Here is a 13919-nt window from a genome sequence, read left to right as displayed (position 1 = left end):
CGTAGCTCCTTTATACGAAAAGAAAAAATCTTTATATATGTACCCCACTCTGAAATAAACACATTTGCAAACAATTTAACATCCTCTTCATATCGCGTTCTTTATAATGATTTAAACATGCAATTTGGATCCAATTATTCTTTTGTAAATAAGATGACTCATAATGAACGATGTATCCTTGTAATGCTAATGCATCGCCTACTACTTTAGAAGAATGGTCTTCGCTTAATACAATAGTAAGTATAATTGGCGCGGCATGTTCTTTAGGTGAAACAAGCTTTAAGCCCATATCAGTAATAACTTCTTCAACATATTCGTATGTCTCTTTAATTTTTACAAATACCTTTTCATCTTCAAATCTCTTCAACGCTTCTTGCAATGCATAAATTAAATTCCATGATTGTGAGTATGGAATGCTTTCATTTTCTTCATACATGCCAATGTCCATATAGGCTGGCACAGCCTCGTTTATTTTTACAATGTGGTTATAAAAAACGAAAGAAATTCCTGTATATGATTTAATCGCTTTACCGCTAACACCACTCGCAAAATACACATCCTTCAAGTCTAATGGTATTGCTCCAATTGAGCTTATGCAATCTACACATAGTTTTATTTGATTCTCGTTACAAAGAGTATTTAGCTCGTTTAAATCGTTTAACATTCCAGTAGATGTTTCATGATGAACAAACCAAATCCATTCATAATTTCCAGTTGTCATGATTTCTTCTAATTCGGTATAAATAAATGGATCTCCCATTTCCTTTTTATACGTATCAAAATGTAACTGTGCTCGTTTTGCATGTCCAACTAATCTATTACCAAATTCCCCATTTGTTAATACTAGTCCTTTCCCTTTTAAAGAACGTAACTGTAAAGCAATCGCATCATTTGCTAACGTCCCTGTTCCTAACATAAGCTGTACATGTTTTGCTTTTGTCATATAAAGTAACCGTTTTTTCACATTGTCCATCATCACTTGAAATGACTTAGAGCGATGCGAAATAGGCCGCGTAGAAAATGCCTTTCGAACGTTCTCTTCAATATCTACTGGACCAGGTAAAAACGTATATTCTTTCGTCATAATCCCCCCAACACTCGACTCTTCAAACATAGCAGGGGTAACATACATTGGCTGGAAGGCTGCTTCTTCTGTACCAACTAACGTATGGAAAGATTTGAATCCCATTTGCTCATATAAAGCTAGTTCACGTGTTGTTGCAGAAATGAGTGCTAATTCATATCCATTTAGAAGCAAATAACGATGTAGAAAACGAATTAATCCTAACAACGCTCTTCCATTTCTATATTCACGTTCTACTGAAAGTAAACGAATTTCATACATTTTTTCTCCATGCTCTTGCAAATAAACATCTAAATTTGAGATTTTATAATCTAACGAGAATGGTCGTTTTCCCCGCACTGCGACCATACCTACTAATCTATCCTCATCTAAACAAATTAAATATGTATTTTCTTTATGAAACCGATCTATACGAAACCGGTCTTTCGTTTCTTCATGTTGTGGTATCTCTTCCACAAAAGTTTTATAATTTAATTTATGTATACTTTCAAATTCCCAATCTTGATCAGCAACTTTATAAATTAACCCCATGCCTTATCTCCTTTATCTATTTAATAAAAAATGATAAGTGGAGATTATCCCCACTTATTAAACATTCATTTTATTCTCGATTCACATATAGAATAAGTACAATAATCATTCCACTTAATATAGTGGTAACAATAGAATAAGAATAAAGAATCATACAAATTGGTAAACAAGCAATTGTAATTAGTCCTGGCTTCGTAAACCCTTTAAATATTAAATAAAATACAATAAAAATGCCTAAGAGGGTAAGCGCTATCAAATAATCAAATGCGATTAGTCCTCCTATAAATGTTGAAATACCTTTACCGCCCTTGCCTTTAAATAAAACTGGGTAAATATGTCCAATAATAACGGACAATAATGTTAACATTACGAATGTAGGATCTTCAAAAAGATATTTTGCTACAGCAACAACGATTGCCCCTTTAATCGCATCCCCTAAAAATGTAGCGATGAAATACCCTTTTCCATATACGCGCCCCATATTTCTTGCGCCAGGATTTCCGCTTCCTTCATCCCTAATATCAACGTTATGTCTCAATTTTGTTACTATATAAGCGGTCAATATGTTTCCAATTAAATAAGAAGCCACCAAATATAAAAACTGCATACTATTAATCATGTAATCATTCACTTTCTACATGGGATTACATATACAATATTCAATTATTACGTATATTGTACGTTTTTAACATACATCCCTTTATACATTTTAACATCATATTTTTACAAATCATACAAAAATTCTCATACACTATTTTTAAAAATATATATCCCTCATTAAATAATATGTTCCTTTCACTGCCATTTCTGCTTGTGATACGAATGTAATTTCTTTCATACTATCTTCACAGCATTTCTTAAATACAGCAAATATTTCAGGAACTAAACGCAATATACTGCCACTTACTGCAATTGGCGTTGAGTGCTTAAAGTTCAACTTGTTATAAACACTTACTGTAATCCTTGCCAATTCCTTTCCAGCTTGCATCATAATTTCATACGCATCATCATTGCCATTTCTCGCTTCCTGAATAACTAATGGCGCGATTGCTGCAATTTTATCTTTAGAAGAAGTATATACTAAGCTTTTTATATGAGACGGTGTCAAAAGTTGAAACTGCCTTTGAATGTTCAAACTCAATGGACAAAGACTGATTCCTTGATCGAACTGAATTGCCATTCTCTTTAAAGCTTGTAATGCAATCCAATATCCGCTCCCCTCATCTCCTAAAATATGTCCCCATCCACCGCTATACTGATATACTTCCCCTTTCTTTCCGATACAAATTGCACCTGTACCACCTATAGTTAATATTCCCTCCTTACCTTTTAAAGCAGCTGCATGCGCGATCATTGCATCATTAAAAATTTCAATTTTTGTTCCGTATTTCTTTTTTAAACGTAATGTTAATTCATTTGTATTCCCTCCGCTTATACCAGCTAATCCTAAACAAATACAAACGCAATGCTCATTCATTAAACTCTTCTGGCATTGATTAATTGCTTCCATAATATGCAAAAGTGCCTGGTCAAAATCTATTAATACATTTCCAAATCTGCTCGTACCTCTTACAACTTCATTTCCATCTTGATCAAATGCAATTGCCTCTGTCTTCGTTCCCCCGCCATCTACTCCAATCATATACTTCATATGTTCGCCTCATTTTCATCTGCGTATGGAGGGAATGTTATATTCCCTAAAATTACGGAATTCTTAGCACCTGTTGCGCTCGGCACATTACTTGGATTACGATGATATGTTTCATTTGCTAAAATGGCAAAGGCGATTGCTTCCTTCGCTTCTGAAGAATAGCCTATATCTTCTTGAAGGAATAATGCACATTTTTCTTCTTTCAATCCATGCCGTATCATTTCTACAAGTGTATCATTATAACTTCCGCCACCACCTAGAATTACCTCATCGATTTCATAATACGGCAGAATAAACTCCTTATAATGATAAACAATTGAACTTGCTGTAAACCTTGTGACAGTCGTCAATATATTTTCTTTACTATGCTTTTCAAACCGCTTTAATAACTCACTGACAAATTCTTCTCCAAACTGTTCTCTACCAGTTGATTTCGGTGGATTCATTTTCAAAAATGGATGATTCATACAATATGTCAAAACCTCTTCTACAACTACTCCTTGTTTTGCAATGTTACCATTTTGATCATATGACAACTGAAATAACCTTTGACATACTTCATCCATTACCATATTACCTGGACCTGTATCAAATGCTATAACGCTTTTCTCACTTAGTTGACTTGGTATTACAGTCACATTACCAATCCCGCCGATATTTTGTAGTAGTCTATTTTTAGTTTGGTGACGATATAAAATAATCTCTGAATATGGTACAAGTGGTGCTCCTTGTCCTCCAGCTGCCATGTCCATCGTTCGAAAATTAGAAATAACCGTCGTATTCGTTTCATACGCTATAATTGCTGGTTCTCCAATTTGTAATGTAGAAGGAATCATACCTCCATCTTGCTGTGGCTGATGATAAATCGTTTGTCCGTGAGAACCAATTAAATCTAATTGTCTCAAAGGAAAATTGGCCTCTTTACAAACTTCCTTTACAGCGTTTGCGAAGCGTAAACCGAGTTTAAAATTCAAACTGCATATAAGTTGTACATTTGAATTTTCTATTGATAATGCCTGCTGGATATCATTTTTCATATCATTACAAAATGGCACAGTAGTAAAATGGATGAGTTCAACTTTAGAATCTACACCGCTTCCATCTATATGAACGAGTGCTACATCTATTCCGTCTAACGAAGTACCGGACATTACCCCTGCAACATACATAACATGCATGACCTCCTATTTACTAAAAAACAATCATGTAAGTAACCAACGTACAACCAATCGAAAACAATATAAATCTAAAAAACAACTGAGCTTTCGATGCAAACGATCCATCAATGAAAGAAACAACTACCGTAAGCAAAACGCTTGCCGCAATACTTGTAACGAGCCAAATACTATGCATTTGTGATAAATTTAGCATGCCTAATAAAGGGACAAAAAGTAAATTTGCACAAATTACTCCAAATAGTAATAAAAACACACCTTTATAACTAAATTTTATATTCATTCTATTTCCCCCTTTCTAGTTTTAATGTGAAAGAAGTGATAGACAAAAAGTCTATCACTCAAAATAACAGCATGTAGATTAAGGATTAACCGACTCTCCGTCACCATTCTTTTCGATTTCAAGCATATTTTTGTCGTACATTTTAAAGAATGGTAAATAAATAAGGAACGATATTGTTATATTTATAAAAACTAATACAATCGCACGCCAATCTCCACCTGTTGCTAAATATGCACCAATTGGAGCAGGTAATGTCCATGGCGGCATAATATGCGTTGGTGTTACAAATCCCATTGCGGTTGCAGCATACGCTATAGTAGCTGTTACTAACGGGGTAATGACGAAAGGAATAATTAAAATTGGATTTAATACAATCGGCAAACCGAATATAACCGGTTCATTTATATTAAAAATCCCAGGGACAATACATGTTCTCGATAATGCTTTTGAATATTTTGATCGACCAAATATAATCATAGCTAACACAAGCCCTAACGTTGCACCCGAACCACCAATCCAAATAAACCATTGATAAAACGGTTCTGGTGCAATAAACGGAAAATGACTCGCTCCACTTGCTACAGCTTCACCGTTCTTTCCTAAATACACATCCCAAAGTGGCCTTGCCACAGTACCTACAACTGATACTCCGTGTATCCCGAAAGACCAGAAAAACGTAATTAAAAATACAGGTATAATAACGCCAAAGTAACTATCACCAGCTTTTACTAACGGTGCGGCTAGTTTATCTACAACGTAATGTAAATCAACTTTAAAAACGACTGTAATAAGACTCATCATAATAATAACGAATGCTGCAGGTATAAGTGCTTCAAATGAACGTGATACTGACGGTGGTACTTGTTCTGGCATTTTTATCGTTACGTTATTCTTCTTACAAAACCTTAAAATCTCAACTGATAAAATAGAGACGATCATCGTCACAAATAATCCATGACCTCCAAGATTTGTCATCGGAAGCATGAATCCTTTTTTATCAATTAACTCAGGCGTTAATGTTAAAAGTAGTGAACATACCGCAAGCTGTGCTCCTGATAAAGCATCTAATTTATAACTTTTCGCTAAATTATATCCTATTCCAAATGCTATATATAAGGACATAATAAACATAGTTAAACGATATGGTATCAATATACTTGTTTGATTCTTTAATGCCCAAACCGATATGAAACTATCTTTCGGCAGTGGTGGAAATGCTACTATTAAAAAAAAGCTTCCTACTATAATAAATGGTAACGCCGAAATAACTCCATCACGGATTGCTTGTAGATGCCTCTGCTCAGAAAGCCTTGCCATCGGGCCAGATAAGTTTTTATCAAGAAACGTGACAAACTTATTCATAACGCTTCCTCCTAACTAATTAATTCATTTACAGTTTTTAATAAAGTCGGGCCTCCAAGTGGCGTGTATGCTTGCGGTGGAATGATGCCACACGGAATAGATTCCTCCTCTGCAAATTTTTTTACAGAGTCAAATCGGTGTCTTATTTGAGGTGCCACCATTACGACATCCCAGCCATTCTTTACTTCTTCCTCTACCTCATTCGTTCCAATTGCATGCACTTCCATGTTCACACCATTTTTCTCCGCTTCTTTTTTTAAAGCGTTTACAACAATTGCACTGGACATTCCTCCAGAACAGACGAACAAAACTTTCATTTATTAATCCTCCTATACTTATAATTTATTACCCTTCAAATGAAAGGAAGTTTCACTTTACTAACAAGCATATGAAGTAGTAAATGAATTTAGTTATAATGAAAGTAAATTTCATTAAAAATATTTTTCCTATTAAATTAATGTTTCAATATGCAATTTTCTCTATTGCAAAGTCAACCTCGCCTCCTATATTATTTTAAATAATCATATGATAGGGAGGCGTATAAATGATCGTTAAACGTTTATTAATGATATGTTGTATCGTCATCTTGTTCATCCCTTTCTCTTTCATTCCCCCTCACTCTACTTATGCTGAAGTAAATACTGCATACAAAAAACATGAATTACGTGCTGTATGGATTGCATCTGTTCTGAATATTGATTGGCCCTCAAAAACTGGCTTACCCATTGAAAAACAGAAACAAGAATTTATAAGATTATTAGACGATGTAAAAAGCACTGGTATGAATGCAGTTGTTGTACAAGTTAAACCAACCGCTGATGCTTTCTATCCTTCAAATTACGGTCCTTGGTCTGAATACATTACAGGAACACAAGGAAAAGATCCTGGTTATGACCCGCTTGCATTTATGATTGAAGAAACTCATAAAAGAAATATAGAATTCCACGCTTGGATTAACCCATACCGAATAACGATGAATCACACCGATATAAATCGATTATCAAATAATCACCCTGCAAGGCAACATCCCAATTGGGTTGTCCCTTATGGCGGAAAGTTATATTACAATCCCGGTATTCCAGAAGTGAAAAAATTTATAACAGAAGGTGCTTTAGAAATCGTGCAAAATTACGATATTGATGCGCTGCATATGGATGATTATTTTTATCCATATAAAGTAGCCGGTGAAGAATTTCCAGATCAGAAAACGTACGAAACATATAATAACGGTAGATTTACAAATATAGAAGATTGGCGACGTAACAATGTAAATGAACTTGTAAAAGATTTAAATACTGCTATAAAACAAGAAAAATCATATGTAAAGTTTGGCATTAGTCCGTTCGGCGTATGGAGAAATATAGCTGACGATCCGACTGGCTCTAACACAACCGCAGGCCAAAGAAACTATGATGACCTTTATGCTGACACACGTGAGTGGATACAAAAAGGATATATTGACTACATTACACCGCAAATATATTGGAATATAGGTTTCACCCCAGCTGCATATGACATATTAGTAGATTGGTGGGTTAAAGAAACAAATAACAAACCGATTCACCTATACATCGGTCAAGCGGCCTATAAAATTAATAATAACTCCGTCCCTGCTTGGTCTGATCCAGAAGAATATCCAAGACAAATTGCATTAAACCGGCTATATCCTGAAATAAAAGGTAGTATGCATTTTAGCTTAAAAGATATTAATAACAATCCACTTGGAGCTAAAGATAGACTCTCAAAAGACATATATAAATATCCTGCATTAATTCCGCCTATGCCTTGGCTTGATCATGATCCACCAAAACAACCGACTTTAAAAGGTGCCATTCCAAGAGATGAAGGTATTGCAATCGGTATCATTGACAATAGAGATAATGATTCTACTTATTACGCTATTTACCGCGCGAATGGGAAAAATGAAGTGGATATACAAAATCCGAAAAATTTACTTACTACTGTAAGAAAAACAACACTTGGAGAAATTTATGTAGATAAAACCGCTATTTCTGGAGAAACGTATACGTATGTCGTAACTGCAGTTGATCGATTGCATAATGAAAGTGTGGCTTCTAGTCATACTACCGTTAGTGCAAAATAAAATCTCATAACAAAAAGCGCCCTAAAGCTGTGATACTTAGCTTTTAAGGCGCTTTTTGTTATTTATTCTTAAACTTCTCAGTCGCTGCTCTCATCTTCACATTTAAATCGTGATCAATTGAGTCGCGAATATCTCGCTCTACTACTTCCATTTCTTTTTGGAAATTTTCCAAGTAGATTTTCAGTTCTTCTTCTTTCTCTGGTCTTTGTGAAGGTGGTAATTGTACTACCAACGATAACATGGCCGTTAAATCTTTCATTAAGAACGTTTCAAGTTTATGTTGTTGTTCAAACATGCGTTGCTCTTGATAGTACGGAAGTGCATTCAATACTGAAATTGTAATATCATCAACCGTTCTTTGTAATGAAGGATTTATTGAGCGTTTATACGCTTGAATTGTATTTAATGCGTCTGGATAACGGTCATAAAAATACAATTTGTAAAATGATAAGTCTGTCGGTTTTACAGTTTGCTGTGTCTCTTGTCTTAAGAAATCTTTCACTTTCATCGCAGCTACATCAATATCTTCATTCGTAAGCTTTTTCGTAGTTTTTGCCATTACATGCACTTTTTTCTGCTTTTCTTTCGGTAACATCGAGAAGACTTGTTCTCTCGTACGTTGACCTGATGCACAAAATAGAGTATTTAATGTATTTTGTTCTTTCTTTCCTTCAGTGCGAATCCAGCGATAAAACAGTGGATGTTGTGTAAATTCTTGTAGAAACGGTATTGATTTGTTTGATAACTTGTCTAAAGAATCTTGCGCTCTTTTATATGGCTTCGTCCATGAAAAATACAGCTTCCGTCCGAAATATACGACTAAAACAACGACAGTAAATGCTATTAAAAGCAATGTACCGAGTAGTAATAATACTGTTTGAATGAAACTCATTTGTTCACCTCCTCTAATAATCCGTTATTTCCTTGGACGCTGAATGAGTTTCTGCTTCATCTCATCATTAAATGTGTCTAGTTCAATAACGAACTTCTTACTTGACTCGATAATACGTTCTGACGATTTTTCAGATGCTTCAATTGCAGCGAACACATTTTGGAATGATTCACGTAATTTATCCATGCTAATAGCAGGGTTTTCAAGCAATTTTGTCGTTTCTTCTGTATTTTGTTTTAACGCTTGAGAATTACTTAATACCATCGATTCAATTGCTTCATTTGTCGCATTCACTGCATCGATTGTTTTCCGTTGATTTGTTAACGCTAACTGAATAGCAGCTGAAACCGTTACAACGTTTTGCGTCATCGTAATTGCATTACGAATTGCCTCTGTTAACTTTTCATTATTTTTCTTAATAATGTCTACAGATGCGATAGATTGTAATAAAACACTTTTCGCTTGCTGCATATTACGTGTACGTACAAGTATCTTTTCTAACGCATCGTTAATTAATGGAATATCTCTTTGACGTTCTGGATTTTGTTTCTCAGTTTCCAGCATGCCAGCAAGTTTTTTCCCTAAGTATACTTGCTTATCAAGAGCGTGAATTTTATCATGCGATTGCTCTTTAAGCATTTCAAGACCAACTGTATCTTCTTGTAAGTTGTCACGACCAATTAGAAGGGATCTTATAATCTCCTCAATTTGCTTATCTATAGATTGATATTTATGCACGTATGTTTCAAGTGGATTTTTCTTGAATACTTTAAACATAATTTTCTTCATACCACTTGCTTTTAATGAATTCGGATCAAGTTCTGATACCACTTTTCGTAATTCTAACAATGTATTTGGAATTTCTTCGTTCTTTCCATTCATCATCGCTGTTACAGGACGTTTTAATGCTGACAACGTTTGTCCTGCTGCTTGTTGCTCTTTATCTCCTAAATCTCCTAGCTGAGACAATACTTTTGATAAATCTGTATTTTGCTCGCTATTTAACTTTTGTACATAAAGATCAGCTTCTTTATTCAGTTCCTCTAATTCTGCATCTTTTATAACTGTATCAACCACTACTTCTACATTATTATCTTTCACGATCGATACAGGTTCTTTTTTCTCGAGTTCAGTCAACAAAATCGCTCCTTTATTTATATGTGCGAATTTATATGCACTATATTTCATCTATTATATCGTATTTCATATACATTCTGATTGCTTGAAATCGATTTTTTTAGAAATGCCTGTTTATGCAGTCATTCCCTGTTTCTTACTATAAGTATACCTGTAAACAACATAATTTTCCTCAGACTTAAGACCTAGAGAACGACATGCTGAAGGCGGATTCTTCGTATGTTACTATAAATTATGTTCTCCTATCCTTCTGTACTCAATCTTTTGACATACACCCTTTTTCAATGTGATAATTATATTGCGCTCACTCCTATTTCTTCTTGCGCGCTACGAATGCTCCATTTTGAAATGCCAATAACACCGTTTCAAACATTTCATCTTCTTCTATCATTTTTTTAAACTCGGCTAATTCATTTGCATGAGAGGTTGCGTTATCAACAACAAGAAAACCCTTTGGTTGTAAAATGCGTTTTATATGCTCAAGCCACCACATGTATTGCGTACGCTCTGAATCTAGGAAAATAAAATCAAATGAATGATCTAATTGCGCATCTAAAAATGCCCCTGCTTCTTGATTATGAACATCAATCCTTTGTAAAAGGTTTGCCTTTTCAAAATTGACAAGTGCCTCTCCAACTCGTTCTGAAGAAAGCTCTACAGTTGTTACATTTCCATTTGTTTCTTCTACCGCATTAGCTAACCACAATGTAGAATAGCCATTAGAAGTTCCGATTTCTAAAATGTTTTTTGCGCTACACCCTTTTACTAAAATTGATAAAAATTGCCCCATCTCACGAGTAATATTCCGTAATTTTTCTTCCCGTGTTTTTTTATTTCGATCATGCTCTTCTCCATATTGTTCAAGTTGAAATAATAATGAATCTAACGTATCCATTTTTTTCATCGCCTTTCCAAAGCAATATGATGAAAAAGCTCTTGCTGCCCGTCTACTTTCATTATATGCGAAACAAAGACCTTTTTCCTATTATATGACAAAGATTTGAATTTTTTTATAGCATATTGTTTCGTTTTTTGGTAAAGTTAATTTCTACGTGCAATTATTCCATTCATATTATTTCATATTAAAATTGCAGTTATTAAATTATATAAACCCCATTTAAATGAATCGGTATTTCAAATTCAATTAAGCGCCCTTTTCGGACGCATTTTCTTTGTTTATATATTTCCAGAAGAAAGGATGCTTACAAATGAACGTGATTAGCTTAGATGCTGCTCGAAAACGAAAGCAGCATAAAAAATTAATGATTACTATACCGATTATTACACGTATTTATGAAGAAGACGGGGAAATTAAATTTGAGGTAGCTGGCGAAAAAGATGTACCTCTTGAAATGTTGGAAAAATAATAAAAAACGCATTTCTGAAGAAATGCGCTTTTTTATATTTTTACATTTAAATGCATAAGTTTTTCAGGGTTAACCATCATATAAATATTTGAAATTTTCTCATCCTCAAATGCAAACGAAAGAACATAAGTTACTTTATTGTTTATTGTAACTATAACTCCTGGTATACCATTGACCATTTTGAAATCAACAGTGTACTCTTCTGTCAATCGTTGTGCAATCCCAAAGAACAAACGTATATGTTGTTGTTCGGCATAGCGCATAAAATATATTGCGAACCATTGGATCTTTTATTTCATTTTCTGCCCATGTAGTTAGACTCATTTTCGGAACTTCTCCTACATCTAAATTTCCTAAACGAATCATAAGACGTGAGAATTGTACTTTTGCAGACCAAGAAAGTAGTGGTGTTGATAAAATTGAGTAAAAATCTGTTGGGATAGTGAATATATCCCCTTTCCATATTCCATGTGCTTTTGTAGATGGTATTCCACCTGGAAGAGTCATACCAAGCTCATTAAAAGTTATAAACGCTGCCCCGCCTCTATATAAAGCATGTGCACCAAGATTCATGCAGATTCCATTTTTATTTGTAGTCATCCCTCGGCCACCGAATTGACTGGACTTTTCTAATACAATCACTTTCCTTCCAGCTTTCGCTAAATATATAGATGCTGTTAATCCAGCAAGCCCACCGCCAACAATTGCTATATCAAATGTATTCATAATAAAATCCCTCCTTAATCGTTCTACATACAAGACGAACGATTAAGGAGGGATGTGACATAAAAATAAATTTTTATTATCCTACTTTATTTCATTACTTTTTAATTCGATCATATTGCATACGAAATAACTCAATTGCAAATGGAATATCCTCTTCACTCTTTAAATAATAACTGATCCATCCTGATTCAGGTAATACGTGATGTGGTTTTACCAAGCCTTGCTTCACTAATTCATCTCGCTTTAACTTCGGAAATGGTAAATCAGCTAATTTATCACCATGAAGATGGCCAAGTTCTTTCTTGCCATAATTTATTTCAATACCACCAAATCGATGCGGTTTTTCAGAAACACCCGCCCAGCTGAGTACTTCATTTCTAATCATTTCACTAAATGACATGAACATTCACTCCTTATAAATGATTGATGTAATTTTAAATTAACATTTTCATTACTTTTTTCCATCAATCCAAAGTATGAATGGGAATACGAATATAGTTTGGTCTTAACACCTTATTCTTTATGGAATAAGTGAATTTATTAAGCTACCGACAACAGCACAAAACAAAGACTAGACACATATCCTAATTTTGTAACCTAACTTACCTATAGAAAGGCGGGTAATACAATTGACTGCCAACATCGACTATACCTCCCCCACAACCAATTTTACTTATGATGTAAATAAAAGTAATTTTTTTCGGAAAGATGCCCAAAATTATATAAATGTACTTGGTATTAAACAATTAAATACTTTAGAAAATACTTCTTTATTAGATATTTATTTAAGTACAGGAAATGTTGTAGAACCACATATTCATCAAAATGCAGCTGAACTTGTTTATTGTATTTCAGGGTCTGCTGTTGTTTCTTTACTTAATCCATTTACGAATCAAATATTAAACTTACCGATAAAACCCGGGCAAGTTGCCAACATTCCACAAGCGTGGTGGCATTACGAAATTGCTACAGCAGATAATACTCATTTATTAGCTATTTTCAATGCTCCAACTCCAGAAGTTATTTTCGGTTCTGACATTTTAAGGTTAACTCCAGCTCATATGATGGCCCATACTTACTGCCTCAATGAACAACAATGGAAACAAGCGGTTTCCCCTATTCAATCAACTACTGTAATTGGTCCTCCGGCAAACTGCAATCAAAACCGTGAAATGAAAAATTATCCAACCCAGCCCCTCGCTCAACAACATAATCTGTATCACCAAGATTCTTATTACTTTCCTCTTTACTGGGGCTATTAATTTGTAAATTTTCAAAAGAATCATCATTTATCTCCTAGGAAAATACCGAGGAGATTTTTTTATTGTATCTTCTCTTCCTATTAAAAATAGTAACAATTGATAGTGTACATACATATAATATTTATATATTAAATTGGAGGTGATAGTACTATGAGTAATTATAACTATCGAAAAAACTACTCTTATAATAAAAATAGTAGCTCTTCAGCATCCTCTCAATCTTCCAATTCTCAATCTTCCAATTCCCAATCGCAAAGAGAATTAGCCGAGCAAGGCTATGTAAAGAAAAAAGGATGTAACTGTAATAAAAATAAATAGTTTATTTTATGGATGAATTCTTTTTTA

At 34.2% G+C, this 13919-nt stretch carries 14 protein-coding genes and 2 pseudogenes; 3 read left to right on the top strand and 13 right to left on the bottom strand.

Annotated features, from left to right (window positions below):
• Nucleotides 1–31: 31 nt before the first annotated feature.
• The 7 genes from N2V80_RS11715 to N2V80_RS11685 all read right to left on the bottom strand — a co-directional run bounded on the left by N2V80_RS11715 (nt 32) and on the right by N2V80_RS11685 (nt 6403).
• Nucleotides 32–1615, bottom strand: a complete 1584-nt coding sequence (locus N2V80_RS11715) for an aminotransferase class V-fold PLP-dependent enzyme (RefSeq protein ID WP_000523046.1) — start codon at nt 1613–1615, stop codon at nt 32–34.
• A gap of 70 nt (nt 1616–1685) precedes the next feature.
• Nucleotides 1686–2234, bottom strand: a complete 549-nt coding sequence (plsY, locus tag N2V80_RS11710) for a glycerol-3-phosphate 1-O-acyltransferase PlsY (RefSeq protein ID WP_000610873.1) — start codon at nt 2232–2234, stop codon at nt 1686–1688.
• A gap of 138 nt (nt 2235–2372) precedes the next feature.
• Nucleotides 2373–3266 (bottom strand): BadF/BadG/BcrA/BcrD ATPase family protein, encoded by an 894-nt coding sequence (locus tag N2V80_RS11705; RefSeq protein ID WP_000876620.1) that lies wholly within the window; start codon nt 3264–3266, stop codon nt 2373–2375.
• The gene (gene anmK / locus N2V80_RS11700; RefSeq protein ID WP_000289011.1) at nt 3263–4435 is read right to left on the bottom strand and encodes an anhydro-N-acetylmuramic acid kinase AnmK; all 1173 of its coding nucleotides are present in this window, start codon (nt 4433–4435) and stop codon (nt 3263–3265) included. The genes N2V80_RS11705 and anmK overlap by 4 nt, the downstream gene beginning before the upstream one ends.
• 22 nt (nt 4436–4457) lie before the next feature.
• A complete protein-coding gene (locus N2V80_RS11695) occupies nt 4458–4724 on the bottom strand; it encodes a hypothetical protein (RefSeq protein ID WP_001021966.1) in 267 nt (88 codons plus the stop codon).
• Nucleotides 4725–4802: 78 nt separating this feature from the next.
• Nucleotides 4803–6086 carry a PTS sugar transporter subunit IIC gene (locus N2V80_RS11690; protein WP_001032294.1) on the bottom strand — a complete coding sequence of 428 codons (1284 nt, stop codon included), beginning with the start codon at nt 6084–6086 and terminating at the stop codon, nt 4803–4805.
• Nucleotides 6087–6097: 11 nt separating this feature from the next.
• Nucleotides 6098–6403 carry a PTS sugar transporter subunit IIB gene (locus N2V80_RS11685; protein ID WP_000865907.1) on the bottom strand — a complete coding sequence of 102 codons (306 nt, stop codon included), beginning with the start codon at nt 6401–6403 and terminating at the stop codon, nt 6098–6100.
• A gap of 227 nt (nt 6404–6630) precedes the next feature.
• Here N2V80_RS11685 and N2V80_RS11680 point away from each other — a divergent pair, with 227 nt between their 5' ends.
• Nucleotides 6631–8190, top strand: a complete 1560-nt coding sequence (locus tag N2V80_RS11680) for a glycoside hydrolase family 10 protein (RefSeq protein ID WP_000636012.1) — start codon at nt 6631–6633, stop codon at nt 8188–8190.
• Between the two features lie 58 nt (nt 8191–8248).
• On the opposite strand, the gene N2V80_RS11675 is transcribed toward N2V80_RS11680, so the two are convergent.
• The 3 genes from N2V80_RS11675 to N2V80_RS11665 all read right to left on the bottom strand — a co-directional run bounded on the left by N2V80_RS11675 (nt 8249) and on the right by N2V80_RS11665 (nt 11123).
• Complete coding sequence (locus N2V80_RS11675; protein ID WP_000008378.1) at nt 8249–9082, bottom strand: DUF3974 domain-containing protein; 834 nt, start codon at nt 9080–9082, stop codon at nt 8249–8251.
• 24 nt (nt 9083–9106) lie between these two features.
• Nucleotides 9107–10219, bottom strand: a complete 1113-nt coding sequence (locus tag N2V80_RS11670) for a toxic anion resistance protein (RefSeq protein WP_061655649.1) — start codon at nt 10217–10219, stop codon at nt 9107–9109.
• 310 nt (nt 10220–10529) lie between these two features.
• Nucleotides 10530–11123, bottom strand: coding sequence for an O-methyltransferase (locus N2V80_RS11665; protein ID WP_002005067.1), 594 nt, complete (start codon nt 11121–11123; stop codon nt 10530–10532).
• A 304-nt stretch (nt 11124–11427) separates the two neighbouring features.
• On the opposite strand from N2V80_RS11665, the gene N2V80_RS11660 reads away from it, so the two are divergent.
• Entirely contained in the window at nt 11428–11586 is a 159-nt protein-coding gene (locus N2V80_RS11660) for a hypothetical protein (protein ID WP_001100984.1), read from the top strand.
• A gap of 32 nt (nt 11587–11618) precedes the next feature.
• Here the strand turns inward: N2V80_RS11660 and N2V80_RS11655 are convergent.
• From N2V80_RS11655 to N2V80_RS11645, 3 genes and pseudogenes are all read right to left on the bottom strand, one after another.
• Nucleotides 11619–11828, bottom strand: a pseudogene (locus N2V80_RS11655) (RNA polymerase sigma factor SigJ); the annotation flags it as partial.
• Nucleotides 11818–12312 (bottom strand): annotated as a pseudogene (locus N2V80_RS11650) (FAD-dependent oxidoreductase); the annotation flags it as partial. The pseudogenes N2V80_RS11655 and N2V80_RS11650, both read right to left, overlap by 11 nt.
• Before the next feature lie 94 nt (nt 12313–12406).
• A complete protein-coding gene (locus tag N2V80_RS11645) occupies nt 12407–12712 on the bottom strand; it encodes a luciferase domain-containing protein (RefSeq protein WP_000010319.1) in 306 nt (101 codons plus the stop codon).
• Nucleotides 12713–12941: 229 nt separating this feature from the next.
• On the opposite strand from N2V80_RS11645, the gene N2V80_RS11640 reads away from it, so the two are divergent.
• Nucleotides 12942–13574, top strand: coding sequence for a cupin domain-containing protein (locus tag N2V80_RS11640; protein ID WP_000126333.1), 633 nt, complete (start codon nt 12942–12944; stop codon nt 13572–13574).
• Nucleotides 13575–13919: the final 345 nt, after the last annotated feature.

Source organism: Bacillus sp. FSL W8-0640, from assembly GCF_038007725.1.
GTDB classification, from domain to species: domain Bacteria; phylum Bacillota; class Bacilli; order Bacillales; family Bacillaceae_G; genus Bacillus_A; species Bacillus_A cereus.
Note: the sequence above shows the minus strand (reverse complement) of the source record. Positions and strands in the feature narration are given on the sequence as shown.